Origin of the sequence: Kitasatospora sp. NPDC056138, from assembly GCF_042264695.1 — a bacterium.
Taxonomy (GTDB): domain Bacteria; phylum Actinomycetota; class Actinomycetes; order Streptomycetales; family Streptomycetaceae; genus Kitasatospora.
In genome coordinates, this window is record NZ_JBHJVK010000010.1 from 30,680 (window position 1) to 54,445 (window position 23,766).

A 23,766-nucleotide genomic window follows, 5' to 3' on the forward strand; every position below is an offset into this window, starting at 1 on the left:
AGGCGCATCGGCGGACGGGTCGGCCACCGTGCCCTCGGCGGCTTCGAGTTGATCGGCGGTCAAACAGCTGCCGAGTACCGGCTCAGGGGCCCGCCGGGTCGTCCCGTACCGCACGGCGGCGGGCGGCGGAGGACCTGATGGAACGGCTGGGTGCGCGCCGCCGCATCGAGATCGGCGTGCGGACGGTCCGGCACCGCCGTCGAGCGGCACGCTCGGGGTGTCCGGCGGGCCCCGGGCTCTGCCGTGGGCCGCAGGCGGTGGCCGCTGTGACGGCTGTAGTCGGAGCGCTCAGCCGACCGGGGTGCAGTGCAGTGCGGCGTCCGGGGTGAACCGGGCGAGGACGGGGTGGCCGTCGGCGTCGGGGGCGAGGGCTGCGGTGCCGACGACGGGCCCGGGCAGGGTGCTCCAGCGCGGGTTCCCGCCGGTGCCGAGGGTGGTCAGGCTGGTGCCGCCGTCGTTGTCGCGGGTCGCCAGGAGCACGCCGCCGGGCACGGCGAGCAGGGTGAGCGGGCCGAACCCGCGGGCGCCCAGGTCGAGCGGCTCGTCCTGCCAGCTCCCGTCGGCCTCCAGGCGGTGGGCCACCGGGCGGGCGCTCTTTGGCTCGCGGTGGGCGAGCAGGACCGTGCCGTCGGGGCGGACGACCGCGGTCGGCGGGTCGGCGGGGGCGGGCAGCCCGGTCGGCAGCACGGTGAACGGTCCGTTCGGCTGTTGCTGCGCCCAGTGGTGGACCGAGTCCGGGCCGGTGCCGAAGAGGTGGATCCGGCCGGTGCCGTCGGTGACGGCGGTCAGGCCCTCCTGGACGTCCGCGCCGCCCAGGTCGGTCCAGTCGCTCCACCCGCCGTCGGGGCGCTGCCGGCGGGTGGACACGCCCTTGGCCCAGGTGCGGACGAAGAGCTGGGTGGTGCCGTCGGCGTTGCGGGCGACGACCGGACCGCCCACCCGGCGGCCGTGGTCCGGGTCGGTCTCCGGGTTGCCGAGCGAGGTCCAGGCGCCGAACGGGCCGCCCTTGCCGGTCTGCACCACCGTGACGATCTCGCGCCGGTTGTCGGCGGTCGCCGGTCCGAGGCCGGCCGCCCGCTCGGCGAACAGCTGCCAGCGGCCGTCCTGGGTGAGTGCGGCGGTCAGGCCGGGCAGCAGGCCGTCACCGCCGAGCAGTTGCGGCTCGCCCCACTTCCCGCTGCCCGGCCCGGTCTCCTGCCACATGGCGGCTTGCAGCCCGAGCACGCCGAAGGCGGTCAGCCGGCGGTCGGCGTCCTGCCGGAACCACGGCGCGGTGCCCGGGTAGCGCAGGCTGGTGCGCTGCAGCCAGCCCGTGCCGTAGGACCGGTCCTGGCCGACGTCGTAGTCGCCGCAGCCGGCCACGAAGGTGCAGCCGTTGCGCGGGTCGCCGCCGTAGGTGTTGAGGACGTCGGCCTTGCGGCGGACCAGCTGCGCCGGGAGGTTCTGCGGCCAGCGCTCGTTGTAGTAGCCGCGGTAGGCGGTGACGGTGTACGGCCGGCCGCCGGTGCTGCTGTAGCGCTCCAGGGCGGCGTAGGTGAACAGCGCGGCCGCGGTGTGGTCCGGGTGGTCGGAGTAGCCGTCCTGGTCGTGGTGCTGCTTCTGCGTCCCGTCGTGGACCTGCATGTCCGGGTCCGGGTCCATGGTCCGCACCAGCGTCGGCCGGTAGCGGCCGAGGAGGTGGACCAGGCCGGCGATCAGGCTTTCGTGGGTGACCAGGTGGTTGCCCTGCACCGGGGAGCCGGTGCTGGCCAGGGTCTGGCTGACCGCGGTGGGGTCCGACCACAGGTCCGGCAGGCTGATGCTGGAGCCGCCGGTCGACCTGAAGTGCTGGCTCACCCCGAGGAAGACGAGGGTGACGCCCCGGTGCCCGGCCAGGGTGTCCACCTCGACCGCGGTGCCGTCCGGCAGGGTCTCGGTGGACACCTCCCAGGGGGCGAGGTGCCTGCCGGTCGCCATCAGCGCGTACGCCTGGCGCAGCCCCTGCCGCCGGGCTCCCGCGTAGGCGGCCTCGTCCGGCTTGGGGCGGTCCTTCGAACCGGGGACCTTGTTGATCCCCCCGCTCTCGCCGCAGTTCAGGTAGATGCTGACCAGCCGGTCGTTGGCGTCGATGGACTGTTCGAGGTCCGGGTTCATGAAGTACAGGTCGTCGTCCGGGTGGGCGAGGATCTGGACGACCGTGCTGCCGCTCGTCCCGTCCAGCGCTGCCGCCAGCGAGGCCCGTGGCCGGGGGGTGGGCGGGGTGGCCGACCTGGACGTACAGCCCGCCGCCGCCAGTGCCGTGATCCCCGCGAGTACGGCACGGCGGGGGACGGGGGCGGGGCGGCGCACTGTCACGGGAAGCTTCCTCGAACCTGACGGAGGACTGGCTCCCCCTGCTGAGACCTGGACATCCGTACCCGGGACCGGCCGGTCCTCGGGACGAGGCGCACGACGGATGAACAACGCGTGAAACCCACCCCGTTCCCTGCACATTACACGCGCCCGGGACGGCTCCGGGGCGGTGGTCCCGCGACGGGTCGGCGACGGTGCGGAGGGTCAGGCCGGGCGGGGCAGCGGCCTGACCGGGGAGCGGGTGAGGGCGACCGCGGTGACCACCAGGAGACCGCCGAGGACGGTGTTCCAGCCGACCGGCTCGGCGAGCAGCAGCGCGCCCAGGGCGGTGGACCAGAGCGGGGTGACGTAGGTGACGGTGGCCGCGGCGGTGGCGCCCGCCGCCCGGACCAGGTTCAGGTTGAGGATGTACGCGACCCCCGTGCCCAGGGCGCCCAGGACCAGCAGGGCGAGTGCGGCTCCCGCACCCGGCCGGTGGGGTGCTCCGGCCACCGCCGGGGCCACCAGGGCCAACTCGACCGCCGCGCAGCCGATCTGGAGGGCCGCCAGGCAGGTCGTGCTGTGCGGGAGACCGGAGAGGTGGCGGCGGGTGTAGGTGAAGCCGGCGCCGTAGCAGGCCGCGGCGCCGAGGCAGGCCAGACTGCCCGTGAGCGCCCCGGCCCCGAGGCCCCGCCATGCCCCGAGCACCACCAGGACCCCGGCGAAGCCGAGCGCGAGACCGGCGGCCCGGCGCGGGCCGGGCCGTTCACCGCCCTTCGAGGCCAGCGCGAACAGCAGGGTGAACAGGGGTGTGGTGGCGTTCCACACCCCGGCCAGCACCGAGCTGATCCGGGTCTCGCCGAAGGAGAACAGCACGAACGGCGCCGCGTTCAGTAGGACCGCCACCACCGCCGAGTGCCCCCAGGCGCGCGCCTCGCGCGGTACCGGCTCCCGCCGCAGGAGGAGGATCGCCCACAGCGTGGCGGCGCCCAGCGCACACCGCCACAGCGCCACCCAGGCCGGCGGCACGCCCGCATCCACCGCGATCTTGATCAGGGCGAAACTCGCCCCCCAGATCGCCGACAGCGCCACGAAACCCGGCCACCACCGCCGCACCGCCACACCCGTCTCCCGTTCCGCTCCCGCGGACCCGACCGGGCCCGTGGACACACCGTGCCGGGCCGGGTGATCATGAGTCCAACAAGTGCGAGTGCGGACGGGATGAGAGTTGCTCATGGCCACCGGCGTCAATCTGGCACAGTTGCGGGCCCTGGTCGCCGTCGCCGAGAACGGCGGATTCGGCTCCGCCGCCGAGGAGTTGGGCATCAGCCAGTCCGCGGTGTCGCACGCCGTCGCGGCACTGGAACGTGTCGTCGGCGGACCCGTGCTCCACCGCGTCGGCCGGGTCAGGCCCACCCCGCTGGGCGAACGGCTGCTGCCGCACGCCCGGACCGCCACCGCCTCCGCCGACGCCGTCGCGGCCATCGCCGCCCGCCACCGGGGCAGCCCCACCGGCACCGTGCGGCTGGCCGCGCCCACGACCGTGTGCCAGGGGCTGCTGCCCGGACTGCTCGGCGAGTGGAGCGCCGCCCACCCCCGGGTCAAGGTCCGGATCTTCGAGGGCGAGGACGACGAGCTCGACCGCTGGCTGGCGGCCGGTACCGTCGATGCCGCCGTCCTCATCGACCCCGATCCGGCGCCCGCCGGGTCACTGCTGCTCGCCCGGGACTCCATGCACGCGCTGCTGCGCCGCGACCACCCGCTGGCGGGTCAGCCGGTGGTCGACATCCAGGACCTGGAGGACGACGCCTTCCTGCTCTCCGAGGGCGGCTGCGAGCGTCACATCCGTGAGGTCTACCGCCGGACCGGCGGCCGCTTCGTCCCCACCCACCGGATCCGCGACGTGGGCACCCTGATCAGCATGGTGCACGCGGGCATCGGGGTCTCGGTGATGCCCGCGCTGGCCCACGCCATGCTGCCGCCCGGCTGCGTGCTGATCCCGCTCCGCCCCCGGGTGCACCGCCGTCTCGTGCTCACCGGTCCGGCGGACCGCCCCTGGCACCCGGCCGTCACCGCCCTGGTGGCCACGGCCGCCGTGGTCGACGGGCTGCGCACGGGGTAGCCGGGCAGCCGGGCGGACGAACGGTCAGCGGTCCGGGATCCGAGAACCGAGGCCCGAGATCGGCTCTCGGTCGTCAGCGGAAGCAGTACGAGTCCGAGGAGGCGTCGCCGCCGTGCAGGTGGGTCTGGTGCACGCGCAGGCCCCGGAAGTCCGCACCGTGCGGGAAGAAGCGCGGGTCGACGGTGAGCCCGCCGTTGACGGTGTCGGCGTCGAGCTTGATCATCCACGGGTCGATGCCGTCGGGGTAGAACTGGTCGTCCCAGGAGCCGTAGAGGGAGTTGGTCAGGTAGACCCGCCTGCCGTCCCGGCTGAGCTCGACCATCTGCGGGCCGCCGGTCAGCGGGACGTCCGGGGCGGTGGGGTGCGGGGCCCGGCCGGTGATGCCGCCGAGCCGGACCGAGCCGGTCAGCCGGGGGTGGAACGGGTCGGCCACGTCGTACTGGAAGAGTTCGCCGGTGCCCCAGGCCGAGACGTACAGCCAGCGGTCGTCCACCGACAGGTTGATGTCGGTGACCAGCGGCGGTACCGCGCCGAAGGGCTGGAGGGCGGGCGGCAGGTCCTCGCTCTTCGCGGGTTCGGCGGGGATCTCGATCACCTTGCGCGCGGCGAACCGGTCGCCGTCGCGGTACCAGAGCCAGACCGAGGCGGAGAGGTCCGCCACGTTCGTCACGACCCCGACGAAGCCCCACTCCTGCTCCGGGTCGTGGGCCGGACGGAGTTCCAGCACCATCTGGTGCTGGTCGCCGAGGTCGATCCGCTGCAGGTGCTTCCCGGAGTCCAGCTCCCAGAAGTGCAGCGCATGGCCGTACTTGCGGCCCAGCAGCAGCTCGGGGACCACCCCGTCCTCCACCATGGACGGGGTGCCCCACTCGCTGGTGATCCCGACGTTGCTCCCGAGGTGCCACCACACGTCGTAGGCCAGCTGCTGCGGCCCCCGGTCGCTCTCCCAGGCGCGCAGCACCTCGAAGGTGGTGTGGTCCAGCAGTGCGACCCCGCCGGGCCCGTCCGCCCCGTCCGCGCCGCCCAGGCAGGAGAGGAAGACGCCGTCCGGGCCGCAGTGCAGGGTGTGCGGACGCGAGTACCCGGCCTTGGCGGCGAGTTCCTCGGCGCTCACGGTCCGCACCAGCTTCGGCCGTACCGGGTCGGGCCGGGTGTCCATGACGTGCAGCCGCGAGGACCGCAGGCCGGGCAGCAGCAGGAACCGCCGCTCGGGGTTCTGGTGGCAGGCGTGGGCCAGGGCGCTGGAGCAGGCGTTCCAGCCGAAGTGGTGCAACTCGTCGCCGACCTCGGGGAGTTCGGCGAAGTTCAGCACCTGGCCGTAGCCGGGTGAGTCAGGGTCCGTGTCAACGGTGATCAGGGCGTCCGGACGGCTCGCGGACCGGTCGAACCCGGCGACGTACGCGAGCTTCTCCGGTGGAGCGGCGACCGCATCGGCAGGAGTCCGGTACAGCGAGGGATCCGAGTGTCCGTGGGCAGCGGGGTCATGTGGCATGACGACTCCTCAACTCGACCTTGGGCAGGGAGTACGGCCGACTCGTCGGGACGTCGGGACGTCGGAAGGGACAACTGCCCAGGTAGCCTTCCACATAACCGCAGGCGCGCACGGGGCGCACGGGGGCGGATGGGAGCGGATCGGAGTGGACGGGCGGAAGTTCACGCCGTTGCCGCCGGTGACGCCGCTTCCCGGGGCGCGGCGTCGAAGACGGCCTGACGGTACGTCAACCACCGGGGGGTGACCGGGGCGTGAACGGTCGGGTGGGATGCTGGAGCCGCCGCCGGCGCCGACTGCCGGTGCCGACGCGGTGGCAACCGTGCCCGGCCCGTACCGACCTGTGCCGGCCTGTACCGAATCATGACGGAGACACCGATGACCGAGATCAAGAGCCCCCCGCTCACGCCCGAGCTCTACGCGTACGTGCTGAGCCAGAACCCGCCGCTCGACCCGGTCCAGCGGGAGCTGGTCGAGATCACGCACAGCAGGTACGCCGCCGCCGCCGGAATGCAGAGCGCGCAGGAGCAGGGTCCGCTGCTGGCGTTCCTGGTGCGGCTGGTGGGGGCCCGCAGGATCGTCGAGGTGGGGACCTTCACCGGGCTGTCCGCGCTGTCGATGGCCCAGGCGCTGCCCGAGGGCGGGAAGCTGATCACCTGTGACGTCTCCGAGGAGTGGACCGAGGTCGGCCGCCGGGCGTGGGCCAAGGCGGGCGTCGCCGACCGGATCGAGCTGAGGATCGCCCCCGCGCTGGAGACGCTGCGCGCGCTGCCGGACGACGAGCCCTGGATCGACCTGTCCTTCATCGACGCCGACAAGGCCAACTACCCGGCGTACTGGGAGGAGCTGGTCCGCCGGACGCGGCCCGGCGGGCTGATCGTCCTGGACAACACGCTCTTCCACGGGCAGGTCGTCGACCCGGCCGCCACCGGCAGCGCGGCCGCGATCCGGAGTTTCAACGAGGTGGTGCGCGCCGACAAGCGGGTCGAGGCGGTCCTGCTCACCGTCGCCGACGGGCTGACCCTGGCCCGCCGCCTGGACTGAGCCGCCGCTCGCCCCCCGCCCGCCGGGTGCTCCCGGCGGTGTGAGTGGCTACGAGTGGGCTACGAGTGGGCATGGCCATGGCGGAATGTCGCCCGGAGCGGCATGGAGTGCGGCCGGCGGTGGTAGGTCCTGGTGGTTCACGATTCGTGCCGACCTCCAGGGGATGACCGGATGCGCCCTGACCGCAAGCCCAGTCCCGTCGCGAGAACGCGCGGGGTGCTGCTCCCGCTGCTGGGTGCCGTGCCGTTCGGCGGGATCCTCGGCGGTGTCTTCTTCGCGAACCGGGTGACGCCCTACGTGCTCGGGATGCCCTTCATCCTGTTCTGGGTGGTCCTCTGGGTGGTCCTCAGCTCCGTGGTGATGGCGGTGGTCCACCGGCTGGACCCGGACAACCGGGAGCCGGGCGGGGCCGAGGAGGCCGGGCCGTGACCGCACTCCTGGTCATCGCCGCCTTCCTGCTGGCCGCCGTCGCCCTGGGCCTGCGCGCGCGTCGCGGCAGGGAGATGAACCTCCAGGAGTGGTCGGTCGGCGGGCGCGGCTTCGGCACGGTCTTCGTCTTCCTGCTGCTCGCCGGCGAGATCTACACCACCTTCACCTTCCTCGGCGCCTCGGGCTGGGCGTACGGGAAGGGCGGGCCGGCCTTCTACATCCTCGCCTACGCCTCGCTCGCCTACGTGATCTCGTACTGGCTGCTGCCGGTCGTCTGGCGGTTCGCCAACGAGCACCGGCTGGTCTCCCAGTCCGACTTCTTCGCCCGGAAGTTCGACAGTCCGGCGCTCGGCGCGCTGGTCGCGCTGGTGGGTGTGGTGGCGATGGTGCCGTACCTGGTGCTCCAGCTCACCGGGATGGGCATCATCGTCTCCACCGCCTCCTACGGGCACCTCTCGCCGCACGTCGCGGTGGTGATCGGCACGGTCGCGCTCACCGGGTACGTCACCGTCTCCGGGATCCACGGGTCGGCGTGGACGGCGGTGCTCAAGGACGCGCTGATCCTCGGGGTGGTGGTCTTCCTCGGCCTCTACCTGCCGCTGCACTACTCCGGCGGGATCGGGCGGATGTTCCACTCGATCGACGCGGCCAGGCCGGGCTTCCTGACCCTTCCGCACCAGGGCCTGAGCCCCTGGTGGTTCACCTCGACCGTGCTGCTCTCCGCGCTCGGCTTCTACATGTGGCCGCACACCTTCAGCGCCACCTACAGCGCCGCCGACCCCGGGGTGTTCCGCCGCAACGCCGTGTTCCTGCCGCTGTACCAGCTGATCCTGCTGTTCGTGTTCTTCGCCGGGTTCGCCGCCCTGGTCGCCGTGCCCGGACTCAAGGGCGCCGACGGGGACCTGTCGCTGTTGAAGGTCACGGTCAAGTCCTTCGACCCGTGGTTCGTCGGGGTGGTCGGCGGCGCCGGGCTGCTGACCGCACTGGTCCCCGGCTCGCTGCTGCTGATGACCTCGGCCACCTGCCTGGCCAAGAACGTCTACCTGCTCGCCCGGCCGGCCGCGACCGAGCAGACCGTCGGACGGCTCGCCAAGGCGCTGGTCCCGGTGCTCGCCGCGGTGGCGCTGCTCTTCACCTTCAACGGCGGCAGCACCATCGTCAATCTGCTGCTCATGGGGTACGCCCTGGTCACCCAGCTGTTCCCGGCGCTGCTGTTCGGCCTGGCCGCCCGCCGCGCGGTCACCAAGCAGGGGGCGGCGGCCGGGATCGTCGCGGGCGTGGCCACGGTCGCCGCCACCACGCTGTCCCACACCACCGTCGCCGACCTGCTGCCCTTCCTGCCGCAGCCGGTGAAGGACCTCAACGTGGGCGTCGTCGCGCTGCTGGTCAACACCGTCGCGCTGCTGGCGGTCTCCGCCGTCACCCGGCCGGCCGCTGTGGCGGCACCCGTGCCGGTGAGCGGCGAGGCGGGGTGAGCGGCGAGGCGGGGTGAACCGCGTCGGGAAGCCGCCCGGCCGCGACGGCCCGGTCACCTCCCGGTCGGTGGGCGTTCCGCAGGCGTGCCCGGATCCCTGGCCGCCCGGACCCCCGCCGAGCGCCGGGTCCGTGCTCCCGTGCGCCGGGCGTGTTGCGGCTGGGGCGCATGCGGCGGGTGAGGGGGAGGAAGGCTCCCCGGGGCATGGCGATCGGACAGCCATGGCCACCGGGGTCGCGCAGCCGTGGCGACCAGGGCCGCGGGAGGGGTGTCAAGGGCATGGGGACGGACGGATTCGTGGCGCTGTCAGCCGAGTTGACCGGCTTCGGCGCGGCCGAGCTGTGGGCCACCGGCATGGTCGAGGTGTACCGGACGGCGGTGGGGGAGCGGGTCGGCGAGGAGCGGCTGGCCGAGCTGGCGGCCGCGGTGGCCTGTGCCGCGGCCTCGGACGGCACCCCGGTCCGTCCTGCGGACGAGGCGCTCGGAGAGCTCGCGGTGGCGGTGGCGCACCTCTGGTACACCGGGAGCTGGCCGGGCCTGCCCGAGCAGGTGCGGGAACGGCTGGGCTGTGCCGCGGACGACGAGCCGTGCACCGTCCACCCCGACTCCTACGCGGCCGGGCTGGTCTGGCGGACGTTCGACGGCCATGCCCCCGCGACCCACGCGCCCGGTTTCGGCAGCTGGTCCCGGCCGCCGCAGGAGCCGCTGCGCGCGAGTGCGGGGGGCGGTCGGTGACCGCGGCCGGACGGGGTGCCGCCGGGCGCCGCTGGGACGCGATCGTGGTCGGGGCGGGCTTCGCGGGCTCGCTGGTGGCCGCGCGGCTGGGGCAGCTGGGCCGCCGGGTCCTGGTGCTGGAGGCGGGCACCCAGGCGCCGGGCGCCGACCTGGGCCACGCCGACGCCGTACGCGCCTACCGCTCGGCCCTGGTCAAGGTGCCCAACTCGCCCTACCCGACCACCGCAGGGGCGCCGTCCCCCGATGTCACCGACCTGGTCGGCACGGCGGACGGCGGCTTCCGCGCCGACGGCCATCTGATCCAGCGCGGCCCGCTCCCGTACGGCAGCGGGTACCTGCGGGCCAACGGCGGTACGGGGCTGGCCTGGACGGGCCTCGCGCTGCGGATGCACCCGGAGGACTTCCGCGCCGGGGACTTCGGCCACGGCCGGAACTGGCCGATCGGATACGCCGAACTGGAACCGTACTACCGCCGGGCCGAGCGGGAGCTGGGCGTGGCGGGCGACGCCGGGGAGCAGCGCACGGAGGTCGGACTCCCGCTGCCGGACGGGTACGTCTTCCCGATGCACGCCATCCCCCGCACCCACCTCGACCGGGTGCTGGCCGACTCCCTGGACGCCAAGCGGGTGCACGATCCGGTGGCCGGCACCGACGTCCCGCTGAAGGTGGTCACCACCCCGCACGCCCGCAACGGCATCCCGAACCCGGCCTACGACGACGGCGCCGGGTACCGGCCGGTGGGCGCGCCCGGAGCCCCGGAGACCGGTCTGCGCTGCCTGGGCCAGGCCGGCTGCGTACCGATCTGCCCCTCGCAGGCCAAGTACACCCCGCTCAAGTCCCAGGCCGCCTGGCCGGCTTCGGTCGAACTGCTCACCCGCGCCGTGGCCGGCCGGGTGCTGGTGGACGGGACCGGGCGGGCCACCGGCGTCGAGTACCGGACGTACGGGGAGGACGGTGCGCCGCTCGGTGTGGCCAGGACCGTCGAGGCGGACCTCGTCGTCCTCGCCGCGCACGCGATCGAGAACGCCCGCCTGCTGCTCGCCTCCGGCCTGGCCGGGGGCAGCGGCCAGCTGGGGCGCAATCTGATGGACCATCCCGTGCTGCTCACCTGGGGGTTGATGCCGAGCCGGGTCGGCCCGTACCGGGGCCCGGGATCGACCTCGGGACTGGAGGGCTTCCGCTTCGGTGCGGCCCGCGCCCGCCGCGCACCGTTCCGGATCGAGATCGGCAACTGGGGCTGGACCTGGGCCGCCGGGCCGCCGGACGGCCGGGTCGCCGAACTGCTGCGCGGGGGCGGCCCCGACGGACGCGGGCTGTTCGGCCCGGCCCTGCGGCAGGCGCTCGGCGACCGGGTCGGCCGGGAGTTCGCCCTGCAGTTCGAGCTGGAGCAGGAGGCCGACCCCGCCAACCGCGTCACCATCGACCACCGCCACCCCGACCGCCTGGGCAACCCCCGGCCGGTTCTCCACTACGACCTGTCCGACCAGGTGAAACGCGGCATGGCGGCGGCGCGGGCGGTGTCCGACCAGATCTTCGCCCTGCTCGGTGCGGAGGACCACACCCGCTACGGCCCCGGCCCCGGCTGGCCCGGCCGGTTCGAGTACGAGGGCCGCTCCTACGGCTACCGGGGAGCGGGTCACGGCGCCGGGACGCACCTCATGGGCGACTCGCCCGCCACCTCCGTGGTCGACCAGTGGCAGCGCTGCTGGGAGCATCCCAACCTCTATGCCGTCGGCTGCGGCAGCATGCCCTCCCTGGGCACCTCCAACCCCTCGCTGACCATGGCTGCACTCGCCCTGCGCAGCGCCGAACAGATCGACCGCGACCTGTCCGCGCTGCACCGCGCGACCGTCTCGACCCCCTGAGGAGCCACCGCCATGACCGACCTGCCGCTGCCGCCCGTCGCCGCTCCCTACCGGCTGCCGTTCCACTACGGCGCCCTGCACAACATCGGCGTCGACTACCTGGTGGACCCGGAGCCCGTGCGGGACCTGCTGGCGGAGCGGCACCCGCAGCTGACCGCCGCCGAGTTCGACGGCCGGGCGTGCGTCTCGCTCAACTACCAGCTGTACTTCGCGCAGTACCCGAACGGCGGCGGCATCACCCAGGAGATCGAGTTCAACCTCATCGCCCACCCCACCGCCTGTGCCGCCCTGCTGCCCCGGCTCGACTACCAGCAGTACGCCCGGGGCTGGGACCAGACCAAGCAGCTCGGCATCGCCCGCATCCACGTGGTCTGCGACAACCCGCTCGCCATCGACGCCGGGACCAGGCTGTACGCGGAGCCCAAGTACCCGGGCTGGTTCGAGAGCACGATGCCCTCGCTCAACGGGCCGGCCGACGCGCAGTCCTGGTCGGTGGCCTGCCGGCGGGCCGGCGTCGGGGCGGACGGCCTCGAACCGCAGGACACCCTGCTGTTCTCGCTCGACGCGGACCTGGCCGGACTGCCGCACGAGCCGGTCAACAACACCCCCATCACCGGGTACGGCACCGACCCGCAGGAGCGGCTGCTCGCCGGCGCGCTCAACGTCTACCAGCCCTACCGCCACCATCCGCTGGAGCCGGCCGTCGCCGCCCGTCGGATCAGGCTGCACGTGCCCGACAGCGGCACCGAACTCGGCCGCCACCTCGGCGAGTTGATCGGTCCGGCCCCGGCTGCCGGGGTGTGGACGTACCAGTCGCCGCCGGTCGCCGCGCACAACCGGCCCTACTACGTCCCGTCGAAGCTCTGACACCCCCGGGCCCGGCCCTGCTCTGACACCCCCGGGCCGGCCCGGCCACCCAGCCGCACGCGGCGCGGAGGGACGTGGGGGTTGAGGACATCCGACCGGAAGTCAGCGCTGGTACTCCCCGTGACGGCCCGTCAGTGCACTTCACCTCGGGGCCGGAGAGGTGATAGAGATCCTTATGACAATCGTCCTGAACTCCGCCTCGGCCGTCAGTGACCCGCCGAACGCCGCTGCCTCGGGCACCTGGCAGCTGGGCGACCGCACGGTACACCGCGTGGGCCTCGGCGCGATGCGGCTGACCGGCACCGCGGCCTTCCACGGCGGGGTGCCACGCGACCGCGACACCTCGATCGCCCTGGTGCGCCGCGCCGTCGAGCTCGGGGTCAACCACATCGACACCGCGGCGTTCTACTTCTCCACGCTGCGCTCGGCCAACGAGATCATCAACGCTGCGCTTGCGCCCTTCCGTGACGAGGTGCTGATCGCGACCAAGGTCGGGCCGAGGCGGGACCGCAAGGGCGCCTGGGCCGACGCCGCCCGCCCCGAAGACCTGCGCGGGGATGTCGAGGAGAACCTGCGCCAGCTGGGCCGCGACCACCTGGACCTGGTGTATCTGCGCAACATGCGGTGGGAGTCGATCGCCGAACACTTCAGCGCCCTGGCCGAACTGCGTGACGCAGGGCTGATCCGCCACCTCGGGGTCTCGGACGTGACACCGGCACAGCTGACCGAGGCACAGACCATCGCGCCGGTGGCGGCAGTACAGAACCGCTTCGGCCTCGGGGACGGTGGCGCTGCCGAGGTGCTGCGCGCGTGCGGGCAAGCCGGGATCGCGTTCGTCCCCTTCTTCGCCATTGCCGGGGCACGGGCCTCTGGAGCCGCACCGGATCCTTCAAACTCGACCGAGAGCGCCGAGGTGCTGGAGGTGGCGCGGGCCCACGGCGTGACCACCCAGCAGATCCGGCTGGCGTGGACGCTCGCTCAAGGTGCGCATGTCCTGGCGATCCCCGGGACCGGCCACCCGGCGCACCTGGAGGCGAACATCGCGGCCGGCGCGATCCGGCTCTCACCCGATGACGTCGCGCGGCTGGAGGCGGCCTGACCCTGCGCACGGGAAACACTGTGGGCCGGGCCGGGACGACTGGGGTGGCCTCGAAAGCACCAGCGTCTCGGCGGGCGACGTCGTACCACCCCGGTCCGCCCCGTGGTTTCCGTGGCCGCGAATGTGCGACGCGCTGACGCGTTTCGACCGAGAGTCCTGGAAACGGTTCGGGCGAACCGTTTCCAGGCGGTCCACTTGCCTTACCTGCCTGAATCCGGATCATGCCACTTGACCTGCAAGAAAAGGGGTTCGAGTCCTGGACAACCACGGTCCACCCGCCGTCCGGGCCGGGCGGAGCGGGCGCGACCCCGCCGATCGGCCGAAGGCCGATGCCCCACGGTCAGCTAAAGCAACGGCATTGCTGCTCTGACACCCCCGGGCCCGGGCCTGCTCCGACGCCCCCGGGTCGGCCCGGCGCCGACCCCGCCGAAATCCGGGTGCGGCCGCCGGACGGCTCCGGTTACCCTGGCCGCATGTCAACGCCCCGAGTTTCCTAGCTCAAGGACCCGCTTCCACGCCACCCGTGTGTCCTTCTGCTTTCTCGGAGCGTCATCCCATGATCACCGTCCGCGGTGTCGACGTGCGCGTCGGCGCCCGTCTGCTGCTGTCCGACATCTCCTTCCACATCGCCCCCGGCGACCGCATCGGCCTGGTCGGCCGCAACGGCGCGGGCAAGACCAGCCTGCTGAAGACCCTGGCCGGCGCCGAACGGCCCGCCGCCGGCTCGGTCACCGTCACCGGCTCCCTCGGCTACCTGCCGCAGGACTCGCGGGCGGCCGACCCCGGCACCACCGTCAGCGACCGGATCCTGTCCGCCCGCGGGCTGGACCGCGCGGTCCGCGCACTGCGGGCCGCCGAGGCGGCGATGGCCGCGGCGCGGGGGCCGGCCGCCCAGGACCGGGCGATGCGCGCCTACACCGCTGCGGAGGCCGAGTTCCAGGCGGGCGGCGGGTACGCCGCCGAGGCGGAGGCGGCCAGGGTCGCCGTCGGCGTCGGGCTGCCGACCCGGGCGATGGACCAGCCGCTGGGCGCCCTGTCCGGCGGGCAGCGGCGTCGGGCCGAGCTGGCCCGCATCCTCTTCGCCGACCACGGCACGCTGCTGCTGGACGAGCCGACCAACCACCTGGACGCCGACTCCCTGGCCTGGCTGCGCACCTTCCTGGCCGGGCACCGGGGCGGCCTGGTGGTGATCAGCCACGACACCGGCCTGCTCGCCGACACCGTCAACCGGGTCTTCCACCTCGACCCGAACCGCAGCACCATCGACGTGCACAACACCGGCTGGCACGCCTACCTCGCCCAGCGGGCGGCCGACGAGCGGCGCCGCGGCCGGGAACGCGCCAACGCCGAACGCAAGGCCGCCGCCCTGCGCACCCAGGCCGACCGGATGCGCTCGCACGTGGCGACCGCCGTCGCCGCCAGGAACATGGTCCGCCGGGCCGACCGGATGCTCGCCGAACTCGAACCCACCCGGCGCGCCGAGAAGGTCGCCCGCATCCGGCTTCCCGAACCCGCCCCCTGCGGGCGCACCCCGCTCGGGGCGGTCAGTCTGGCCAAGGCGTACGGCAGTCACCGGGTCCTCGCCGGGGTCGACCTGGCCGTCGACCGGGGCAGCCGGCTCGTCGTGCTCGGTCTGAACGGGGCGGGCAAGACCACTCTGCTGCGCACCCTGGCGGGGCGCGAGCGGCCGGACACGGGCCGGGTGGTGCACGGCCACGGCCTGCGGATCGGCTACTTCGCCCAGGAGCACGACACCCTCGACCCCGCCCGTACGGTGGGTGAGAACCTGTCCGCCGCCGCACCGCACCTCACCGACGGCGAGGTGCGGCAGGTCCTCGGCGCGTTCCTGTTCACGGGCGACGACGCCGACAAGCCGGCCCGGGTGCTCTCCGGCGGCGAGAAGACCCGGCTCGCCCTGGCCGGCCTGGTCCACTCCGGCGCCAACGTCCTGCTGCTGGACGAGCCCACCAACAACCTGGACCCGGCCTCGCGCGGCGAGGTCCTCGCGGCGGTCGGCTCGTACCCCGGCGCGATCGTCATGGTCACGCACGACGAGGGCGCCATCGAGGCGCTGCGCCCGGACCGGGTCCTGCTGCTGCCGGACGGCACCGAGGACCTGTGGAGCGAGGACTACCTGGACCTGGTCGCGCTCGCCTGACGCGCTCGCGCGGGTGCACGGCGCGGGGCCCCGGCTCCGCGCCGTGCACCGGTCAGGCCGGCTTGCGCGCCTCGATCAGGAAACGGGTCGAATGGGCGACGAAGGGCCCTTCGCGCTCGATCTGCTCGTGCAGCTCCCCGAGCCGGTCGCGGTACTGCGCCACGGTGAACCCCGGCACCATCCAGATGACCTTCCGCAGGAAGTAGACCACCGCGCCGATGTCGAAGAACTCCGTCCGCAGGGACTCGAACCGCAGGTCGACGACATCCAGTCCGGCGGCCTGGGCGGCCCTGCGGGTCTCCTCGGGGTGGCGTCCGCACCGGACCTCCTCGGGCTGCGGGCCGAGGAAGTACTCCACCAGCTCGAAGACGCTGGAGTGGCCGACGTGCTGCGCCAGGTACGTCCCGCCGGGCCGCAGGACGCGGGCGATCTCCTCCCACCAGACGGTCACCGGGTGGCGGCTGGTCACCAGGTCGAACGCCCCGTCGGCGAACGGCAGCGGCGGCTCGTCCCGGTCCGCGACCACGACCACCCCCAGCGGGTGCAGCAGCTCGGTGGCCTTGGCGACGTTGGGCGGCCAGGACTCGGTCGCCACCATCAGCGGGGGGAACCGCCCCGCTCCCGCCAGGACCTCCCCGCCACCCGTCTGGATGTCGAGTGCGGCCGAGGCGCGGGCCAGCCGCCCGGCCATCGTCCGCTGGTAGCCCCAGGAGGGCCGCTGCTCGGTCGCCCGGCCGGCCAGCCAGGAGAAGTCCCAACCATCCACCGAGACGGAATCGGCCTCGGTCACCAGTTCATCGAAGGTGCGTGACATACCCGAATCATCAACGGCGGGAAGGCCGCCTGTCCACGCCCTTTCCCCGGCCTGTTCCCGCAGGTCAGGGGGCACTTCGGGCTGTCGGAAAACGGCTTGCCGAGGGGGTTGTGCACGGTGGCGGAGCCGGTCGGCACAGGGTCTCGGGAGGGGAGGGGAGGGGAGGGCTCAGGAGGGGAGGACCAGGCGGTTCTCGTAGGCGAAGACGACGGCCTGGACGCGGTCGCGCAGACCCAGCTTCAGCAGGATGCGGCTGACGTGGGTCTTCACGGTGGCCTCCGCGAGGACCAGTTCGGCGGCGATCTCGGCGTTGGACAGGCCGCGGGCGAGCAGGACCAGGACGCTGCGCTCGCGGGCGGTCAGGACTTCGACGGCCTCCTCGGCGCGGGCCCGGTTGCCGCCGTCGGTGGGCAGCTGGGAGGCGAAGGTGTCGAGCAGGCGGCGGGTGATGCGCGGGGCGACCACCGCGTCCCCGGCGGCGACCGAGCGGATCGCGGCGAGCAGTTCGTCCGGCTGGGCGTTCTTGAGCAGGAAGCCGGAGGCACCGGCGCGCAGCCCGGCGAAGGCGTACTCGTCCAGGTCGAAGGTGGTGAGGATGAGGACCTTGGTGTCGGGGTTGGCCGCGACGATCCGGCTGGTGGCTTCGATGCCGTCCATACCGGGCATCCGGACGTCCATCAGGACCACGTCCACCTGCCCCTCGGCGACCAGCCGGACCGCCTCCGCGCCGTCCTCCGCCTCCCCGGCCACCGTCATGTCCGGCTGGGAGCCGAGCACCAGGGAGAAGGCGACCCGCAGCAGGGGCTGGTCGTCGACCAGCAGGACTCGGATGGTCATGGGGTGCGCAACTCCTGCGGTTCGTCGGGGGTGGCGGCGGTGCGGGTGAGTACGGAGCCGTCGGGGCCCCCGTCCAGGCCGTCGTCCAGGACGAGGGTGGTGGCCACCCGCCAGCCGCCGCCGGGCAGTGGGCCGGCGCTGAGCTCGCCGCCGTATCCGGCGGCGCGCGAGCGCATGCCGGTCAGCCCCTGGCCGGGGTGGCCGAGCTGGGCGGAGTGACCGCGGTGGGGCTTCGGGTGGCCGTTGTCGCAGACCTCGACCGCGAGGGTGGACGGGCCGCAGGCCACCCGGACCCTGGCGGTGGCGCCGGGTGAAGTGTGCTTGAGGGTGTTGGTCAGCGACTCCTGGACCAGCCGGTAGGCGGTCAGCTGGGCACCGGCCGAGACCGTCGTGTGATCCCCGTCGAGGTGCAGCTCGGTGGGCAGGCCGGCTGCCCTGACCTGTTCGACCAGCGTGCTGAGCTGGGCGATGCCGGGCTGCGGGTGGCGCAGTGCGTCGGGCTCGTCGGCGCGCAGCACGCCGAGGAAGCGCCGCATGTCGGTGAGGGCGCGCCGGCCGGTCTCGGCGGACTGCCGCATCGCGGCGGTGGCCTTGTCGGGCGCGTGGGCGTTGGCGTAGACGGCGCCGTCGGCGAGGGCGACCATCACGGACAGGTTGTGGGTGACGATGTCGTGCATCTCCCGGGCGATCCGGGAGCGCTCCTCGGCGACCGCGAGCGCCGCCTGCTGGTCGCGCTGCCGCTCCAGGTCGTGGGCGCGCTGCCGCAGGGCGGTCAGCTGGGCACGCCGGGCCCGGACGTTCAGGCCGGTCACGGCCGCCGCGGTGACCGTGCCCGAGAGCAGGACGAAGACCTTGACCAGGTTGGCGAGCAGGCCGCCGTGCTCGCCGACCGGTGTCCACCGCAGGACGGCCAGGACGACGCCGAGCTCCGCGACCGCGTACGCGATCACCGTGCGGCGGCGCCGGCAGTGCGCGGCGACGGTGTAGAGGGCGAACAGGACGGCGATGTCGGCCGGCATGCCCATGGCGGTGAGCCACTGCACGAAGGCGACGGCGGCGGTGACGCCGAAGACCGCGAACGGGGCCCGGCGGCGGAAGGTCAGCGGCAGGACCAGGCCGAGGTGCAGCGCCCACACCCACGGGTGCGCGGCCAGGAACCGGTGCTGGGGCATCGAGGTGAGCAGCAGCAGGGCGAGCGCGCAGCCGAAGTCGACCAGCGTGGGGTAGCGCTCGGTGAGTATCCGGCCGCGCAGCTTGCCGAGAAGCCCGGCGAGCCCCCGGGCCACGCCGGTGCGGCGTGTCCCAGGGGCTGCGGAGGTCTGGTCGAGGCCGGTCATCGGGCCATTCTCTCCCAGGCGGCGGCGTCGGCCGTCACGCGTCGCGCCGCTTGAGCACGGCAGCGGCGCCGATCAGTGCGGCCAGGACGTACAGGCCGAGCACACCCAGGCCGGTCCAGGGGGCGAGGTCGTGCGGGCCCTGGTGCAGGGTGGCGACGGCCTGCCCGGCGTTGCTCGGCAGGTACGGAACGATGTCGTCCTGCCAGGAGCTGGGCAGCGCCTCGGCCAGCAGCGGCAGCACGAGCAGGGTGCCGAAGACGGCGGCGATGCCGCCCGCGGTGTTGCGGATCAGGGTGCCGATACCGACGGCGAGCAGGCCGACCGCGGTCAGGTAGAGGCCCATGCCGAGGACCACGCGCAGGACGCCGGGCGCGGAGAGCGTGGTGTCCAGGTGCTTGCCGGCCAGGATGGCCTGGCCGAGGAAGAACGCGACCAGGCAGGACACCGTGGCGACCACCCAGGTGATCGCGCCGAACACCGCGGTCTTGGCCCACAGCACCGGCAGCCGCTTGGGCACGGCGGACAGCGAGGCGCGGATCATGCCGGTCGAGTACTCGCCGGTGACGACCAGGACGCCGAGAACGCCGATCGCCATCTGGGCCAGGAAGTAGCCGCGCAGGCTGTGCTCGACCGGGGTGAAGTGGGCCCGCTCGTCGGGCGGGAGGTGGTCCCAGCGGTTGACGGTGGCCCAGCAGAACAGTGCGCCGAACCCGACGGTGAGCGCGAAGGTCACCGCGAGCGTGATGTAACTGGAGCGCAGCGAACGGAACTTGATCCACTCGGAGTGGACCACCCGGGGCAGTGTGACCCGGCCCTCGCCGGCCTTGGTGGAGATGACGGTGGCAGTGGCGGTACTCATGCCGCGACCTCCTCGGCCGAGGTGGTGGGGGTGACGGTGGCCTCGTACTCCACGGCGTCCTTGGTCAGCTCCATGAACGCCTCCTCCAGCGACGCCTGCTGCGGCGTCAGCTCGAAGAGGACGAGCCCGTGCTCGGCGGCCAGGCGGCCGATCTGCTCGCACTCGGCGCCGGAGACCTCCAGGACGTTCTCGCCGTCCTCGGCGGCGACCTCGACGCCGGGCACCTCGCGCAGGAGCTTGCCGAGGCGCGCGGCGTCCGGGGTGCGGACGTGGACCTTGCCGCTGGACGCCTGGAGGGTGAACTCCTCGACCGAGGTGTCGGCGATCAGCCGGCCCCGGCCGATCACGATCAGGTGCTCGGCGGTGAGTGCCATCTCGCTCATCAGGTGCGAGGAGACGAGCACCGTACGGCCCTCGGAGGCAAGGGACTTGAGCAGGTTGCGGATCCACAGGATGCCCTCGGGGTCGAGCCCGTTGACCGGCTCGTCGAGGATCAGCGTGGCCGGGTCGCCGAGCAGCGCCGAGGCGATGCCCAGGCGCTGGCCCATGCCCAGGGAGAAGCCGCCGGCCCGCTTGCGGGCGACCTGGCGCAGACCGACGAGGTCTATCACCTCCTCCACCCGGCGGCGGGGGATGCCGTGGGTGGCGGCGAGGGCCAGCAGGTGGTTGAAGGCGCTGCGGCCGGTGTGGACGGCACGGGCCTCCAGCATCGCGCCGACCTCGCGCAGCGGGGCGGCGTGGTCGGCGTACCGGCGGCCGTTCAGCGTGGCGTGGCCGGAGCTCGGGGTGTCCAGGCCGAGCAGCATCCGCATGGTGGTGGACTTCCCGGCGCCGTTCGGGCCGAGGAAGCCGGTGACGGCACCCGGGCGGACGGTGAAGCTCAGGTCGTGGACGGCGGTTTTGGGGCCGTAGCGCTTGCTCAGGCCGACGGCTTCGATCATGGCGTGGTCCTCGGGGGAGGGACTGGCGGGCACAGCCAACGCTATTTTCCCGAGGCCGCCGGAACGAGCCGCACCAGGACGATTCGGCGGGCGCGCGGATGCGACGCGCGATGCAGCGGGACTACATCTCAAGACGGATGGGCGCCGGCGGTCCGCTCCCTCGGACCCCGGCGCCCCTTGGCCGGGCCGGTTCCGCCGCCGCGGGGCGCGGGGCGGGCGGCGGTGGCGCGGCCCGGCGCGGCCCGGCCGAGCTGGTCGTCGGGCCGTGATCAGCCGAACGGTGGGTTCGGCTCGCTCCCGGTGGCGGACAGCACGGCCGACAGGCCGCCGGGGCGGACGGCCCGGGCGCGCACCCGCAGGTCCGGACCGTGGCGGAAGTGCAGGGTGAACTCCACGGACTGGCCGGGGCGCAGCGGGGGCGGTTGGGACACCAGGATGTCCGCGCTCTCCGGCGACATCGCCAGCTCGCCCCCGGCGGGAACGGTCAGGGCCGGAACGTAGGCCCAGTTGCCGGTGGCGCCGAGGTGCCGGTGCTCCTTCAGGGCGAGCCGGCCGGGCTGGTCCCAGTCGGCGCCGACCAGTTCGTCCGGGACGTCGCCGGGGTTCCGGAGCGTGAAGAACGCGGTGGTGGCCGAGGCACCGGTCGGGGTCAGGATCCAGCCGGGCCCGGCCTGCACCGGCCGGGCCCGGCCCGCGCCGCCGAACGCCGTCCAGCCGGACAGCAGGACCAGTGACGCGGCTGCGGCCGCCAGGGGCGGGAGGGCGGCCCGGTTCATCGTGGCCTCCGGGGGGTGGTGCCGGTGCGGGTCGTGCCGGTGCGGGTGGTGACGGCAGGGTCGGTGGCGGGGCGGCCGGTGCCGGTGCCGGTGCGGCGCGGGGCGGGCTGCCAGGCGCGCAGGCGCAGGCTGTTGCCGACCACCAGGAGCGAGCTGGCCGACATGGCGACGGCGGCGAGCATCGGGTTGAGCAGGCCGACCGCGGCCAGCGGCACCAGGACGGCGTTGTAGCCGAACGCCCAGAGCAGGTTGACCCGGATGGTGGCCAGGGTGCGCCGGGCGAGCCGTACCGCGTCGACGACCGCCTCGATGTCGCCGCGCACCAGGGTCAGCCCGGCTGCGCCGATCGCCGCGTCGGTGCCTGAGCCGAGCGCGATGCCCAGGTCCGCCGAGGCCAGCGCGACCGCGTCGTTGACCCCGTCGCCGACCACCGCGACCGTGCGGCCCGCCGCGCGCAGTTCGGCGACCACCTCGGCCTTGCGCTCGGGGGAGGCCGAGGCGTGGACCTCGCCGATGCCCAGGTGCTCGGCCACGGTGCGGGCCGCACCCGGCCGGTCGCCGGTCAGCAGGACGGTCTCCAGACCCATGCCGCGCAGCCGGTGCACCGCCCGGTAGCTCCCGGGCCGCAGCGTGTCTCCGACCAGCAGGACCGCCGCCGGGCGGCCGTCCAGCTCCACCACGACCGCGGTGCGGCCGTCGGACTCGGCGCGGGCCAGCGCGTCCCGCAGGGCGGGGGCGAGTGCGGCGGAGGGGAGGGCGGCAGCGGTGGGCGCGGGCGTTTGGTCCCGGTCGTCCGGCCGCGGGACGGGGGTGTCCCGGGCGGTGGCCGACGCCAGGTCGGGACGGACGACTCGGACGCTCCGCCCGTCGGCCGTGCCCCGGACGCCGACCCCGGGGGTGGCGGTGAAGTCGGAGACCTCCGGCAGCCCGGGACCGCAGCGCCGGCGGGCCGCCGCCGCGACGGCCTGGCCGATCGGGTGCTCGGAGAGGTGTTCGACCGCCCCGGCGAGGCGCAGCACCTCGTCCGCCGACTCGCCCGGGGCGGTGACCGTCTCGGCGAGCTGCATGTGCCCACTGGTCAGGGTGCCGGTCTTGTCCAGGACCACGGTGTCGATCCGGCGCAGGCTCTCCAGCACCTCGGGGCCCCGGACCAGGACGCCGAGCTCGGCGCCGCGCCCGGTGGCCGCGAGCAGGGCCGTCGGGGTGGCGAGGCCGAGGGCGCACGGGCAGGCGACCACCAGGACCGCCACCGCCGCCGTGACCGCCGCCTGCGGGTCGGCGCCGGCCCCGAGCCAGAAGCCCAGGACACACGCGGCCACCGCCAGCACACAGGGGACGAACACCCCGGCGACGGTGTCCGCCAGCCGCTGGGCGCGGGCCTTGCCGGTCTGCGCGTCGGCCACCAGAGCCGTGATCCGGGCGAGTTGGGTGTCCGCGCCGACCGCGGTGGCACGGACCAGCAGGGAGCCGCCGACGTTCACGGTGGCTCCGGCGACCCGGTCGCCGGGACCGACCTCGACCGGGACGCTCTCCCCGGTCAGCAGGCTCAGGTCGAGGGCCGAACCGCCCTCCACCACCACCCCGTCGGTGGCCACCTTCTCGCCCGGACGGACCACGAACTCCTGCCCCGGCAGCAGCTGTTCGACCGGTATCAGCCGCTCGGCCCCCGCCTCCCGGACGCAGACCTCCTTGGCGCCCAGCTCGGCCAGCGCCCGGAGCGCCGACCCGGTGCGCCGGCGGACCCGGCCCTCCAGCGCCCGTCCGCACAGCACGAACAGCGGGACACCGACCGCCGCCTCCAGGTAGACGTGCGCCGCGCCGCCGTCGGCGGTCGGCGAGAACGGCATCCGCATGCCCAACTCGCCCGCACCGCCCAGGAACAGCGCGTACGCGGACCAGCCGAAGGAGGCCAGGACGCCCAGGCTCACCAGGGTGTCCATGGTGGCGGTGGCGTGCCGCAACCCCTGCCAGGCCCGGCGGTGGAAGCCGTACGAGCCCCAGCAGACCACCGGCAGGGCCAGGGCGAAGCAGACCCACTGCCAGGCGCGGAACTGGAGCGAGGGCACCATCGACAGCACGATGACGGCAACGGCCGGCACGGCCGTCAGCACCAGCCCGGGCCGGTCCTGAGCGGGCTCGGCCGGGACGCCGGTGTGGCGGTCTCGGAGCGGCTCGGCGGTGTAGCCGGCGCGTTCGACCGCCGCGACCAGGTCGGCCGCCGAGACCTCCACCGGGTGCACCACCCTGGCCCGGCCGGTGGCCAGGTTGACGCCGGCGGTCACGCCCTCGATCCGGGCCAGCCGCTTCTCGACCCGGGCGACGCAGGCCGCACAGGTCATCCCGCCGACGGCCAGGTCGGTGGTGGTCAGCAGGCCGGCCTCCACCGGGGCGGTCACCGGCCCGTCCCCATGCCGTGGCCGTCCATGCCGTCCATACCGGGCATCCGGCCGTCCGGGCCGCCCGGGGAACTGCTGCCCGGTGACAGGCCGGGGGAGACCGGCCCGGCGGCCCGGCCGGCCGCGAAGGCGCCCAGGAAGACGACGAGCAGGAGCAGGGCGAAGCCCAGCAGGAGGAGGGAGGGGCGGGTGCCCGGTTCGATTGCTTCCACGG

Annotated in this window: 20 protein-coding genes; 9 read left to right on the forward strand and 11 right to left on the reverse strand. The window is 74.0% G+C overall.

Going from position 1 to position 23,766, the window contains the following annotated elements:
• Positions 1–288 precede the first annotated feature (288 nt).
• Complete coding sequence (locus ACFC1R_RS09660; protein ID WP_375935413.1) at positions 289–2,334, reverse strand: PIG-L family deacetylase; 2,046 nt, start codon at positions 2,332–2,334, stop codon at positions 289–291.
• Between the two features lie 201 nt (positions 2,335–2,535).
• Positions 2,536–3,432, reverse strand: coding sequence for a DMT family transporter (locus ACFC1R_RS09665; protein ID WP_375935416.1), 897 nt, complete (start codon positions 3,430–3,432; stop codon positions 2,536–2,538).
• Positions 3,433–3,544: 112 nt separating this feature from the next.
• Between ACFC1R_RS09665 and ACFC1R_RS09670 the strand changes: the two genes are divergently transcribed.
• Positions 3,545–4,432: a LysR family transcriptional regulator gene (locus tag ACFC1R_RS09670; protein WP_375935419.1), complete on the forward strand. Its 888-nt coding sequence runs from the start codon at positions 3,545–3,547 to the stop codon at positions 4,430–4,432.
• A 73-nt stretch (positions 4,433–4,505) separates the two neighbouring features.
• Here the strand turns inward: ACFC1R_RS09670 and ACFC1R_RS09675 are convergent, their stop codons facing one another.
• Positions 4,506–5,924, reverse strand: coding sequence for a selenium-binding protein SBP56-related protein (locus tag ACFC1R_RS09675; protein ID WP_375935423.1), 1,419 nt, complete (start codon positions 5,922–5,924; stop codon positions 4,506–4,508).
• Between the two features lie 375 nt (positions 5,925–6,299).
• Here ACFC1R_RS09675 and ACFC1R_RS09680 point away from each other — a divergent pair, with 375 nt between their 5' ends.
• The 8 genes from ACFC1R_RS09680 to ACFC1R_RS09715 all read left to right on the forward strand — a co-directional run bounded on the left by ACFC1R_RS09680 (position 6,300) and on the right by ACFC1R_RS09715 (position 15,592).
• The gene (locus ACFC1R_RS09680) at positions 6,300–6,965 is read left to right on the forward strand and encodes an O-methyltransferase (RefSeq protein ID WP_375935426.1); all 666 of its coding nucleotides are present in this window, start codon (positions 6,300–6,302) and stop codon (positions 6,963–6,965) included.
• 171 nt (positions 6,966–7,136) lie between these two features.
• Positions 7,137–7,394, forward strand: a complete 258-nt coding sequence (locus ACFC1R_RS09685; RefSeq protein WP_375935429.1) for a DUF3311 domain-containing protein — start codon at positions 7,137–7,139, stop codon at positions 7,392–7,394.
• A complete protein-coding gene (locus ACFC1R_RS09690; RefSeq protein ID WP_375935432.1) occupies positions 7,391–8,869 on the forward strand; it encodes a sodium:solute symporter in 1,479 nt (492 codons plus the stop codon). Before ACFC1R_RS09685 ends, ACFC1R_RS09690 begins: the two co-directional genes overlap by 4 nt.
• Before the next feature lie 278 nt (positions 8,870–9,147).
• A complete protein-coding gene (locus ACFC1R_RS09695; RefSeq protein ID WP_375935435.1) occupies positions 9,148–9,603 on the forward strand; it encodes a hypothetical protein in 456 nt (151 codons plus the stop codon).
• A complete protein-coding gene (locus ACFC1R_RS09700; RefSeq protein WP_375935438.1) occupies positions 9,600–11,468 on the forward strand; it encodes a GMC family oxidoreductase in 1,869 nt (622 codons plus the stop codon). The genes ACFC1R_RS09695 and ACFC1R_RS09700 overlap by 4 nt, the downstream gene beginning before the upstream one ends.
• Before the next feature lie 12 nt (positions 11,469–11,480).
• On the forward strand, positions 11,481–12,335 hold the full coding sequence (locus ACFC1R_RS09705) for a hypothetical protein (protein WP_375935441.1): 855 nt from the start codon (positions 11,481–11,483) through the stop codon (positions 12,333–12,335).
• Positions 12,336–12,510: 175 nt separating this feature from the next.
• Positions 12,511–13,434: an aldo/keto reductase gene (locus ACFC1R_RS09710; protein ID WP_375935444.1), complete on the forward strand. Its 924-nt coding sequence runs from the start codon at positions 12,511–12,513 to the stop codon at positions 13,432–13,434.
• 556 nt (positions 13,435–13,990) lie between these two features.
• Positions 13,991–15,592: an ABC-F family ATP-binding cassette domain-containing protein gene (locus ACFC1R_RS09715; protein ID WP_375935447.1), complete on the forward strand. Its 1,602-nt coding sequence runs from the start codon at positions 13,991–13,993 to the stop codon at positions 15,590–15,592.
• 52 nt (positions 15,593–15,644) lie between these two features.
• Here the strand turns inward: ACFC1R_RS09715 and ACFC1R_RS09720 are convergent, their stop codons facing one another.
• The 8 genes from ACFC1R_RS09720 to ACFC1R_RS09755 form a co-directional block, all read right to left on the reverse strand.
• A complete protein-coding gene (locus tag ACFC1R_RS09720; protein WP_375935450.1) occupies positions 15,645–16,406 on the reverse strand; it encodes a class I SAM-dependent methyltransferase in 762 nt (253 codons plus the stop codon).
• Between the two features lie 168 nt (positions 16,407–16,574).
• Positions 16,575–17,243, reverse strand: a complete 669-nt coding sequence (locus ACFC1R_RS09725) for a response regulator (RefSeq protein WP_375935453.1) — start codon at positions 17,241–17,243, stop codon at positions 16,575–16,577.
• Positions 17,240–18,580: a sensor histidine kinase gene (locus ACFC1R_RS09730; RefSeq protein ID WP_375935456.1), complete on the reverse strand. Its 1,341-nt coding sequence runs from the start codon at positions 18,578–18,580 to the stop codon at positions 17,240–17,242. The genes ACFC1R_RS09725 and ACFC1R_RS09730 overlap by 4 nt, the downstream gene beginning before the upstream one ends.
• 34 nt (positions 18,581–18,614) lie before the next feature.
• Positions 18,615–19,439 (reverse strand): ABC transporter permease, encoded by an 825-nt coding sequence (locus tag ACFC1R_RS09735; RefSeq protein WP_375935459.1) that lies wholly within the window; start codon positions 19,437–19,439, stop codon positions 18,615–18,617.
• Entirely contained in the window at positions 19,436–20,380 is a 945-nt protein-coding gene (locus tag ACFC1R_RS09740) for an ABC transporter ATP-binding protein (RefSeq protein ID WP_375935462.1), read from the reverse strand. Before ACFC1R_RS09740 ends, ACFC1R_RS09735 begins: the two co-directional genes overlap by 4 nt.
• A gap of 269 nt (positions 20,381–20,649) precedes the next feature.
• Positions 20,650–21,156, reverse strand: a complete 507-nt coding sequence (locus ACFC1R_RS09745; RefSeq protein ID WP_375935465.1) for a copper chaperone PCu(A)C — start codon at positions 21,154–21,156, stop codon at positions 20,650–20,652.
• Positions 21,153–23,552, reverse strand: coding sequence for a heavy metal translocating P-type ATPase (locus tag ACFC1R_RS09750; protein ID WP_375935468.1), 2,400 nt, complete (start codon positions 23,550–23,552; stop codon positions 21,153–21,155). The genes ACFC1R_RS09745 and ACFC1R_RS09750 overlap by 4 nt, the downstream gene beginning before the upstream one ends.
• Entirely contained in the window at positions 23,549–23,764 is a 216-nt protein-coding gene (locus ACFC1R_RS09755) for a hypothetical protein (RefSeq protein ID WP_375935471.1), read from the reverse strand. Before ACFC1R_RS09755 ends, ACFC1R_RS09750 begins: the two co-directional genes overlap by 4 nt.
• Positions 23,765–23,766: the final 2 nt, after the last annotated feature.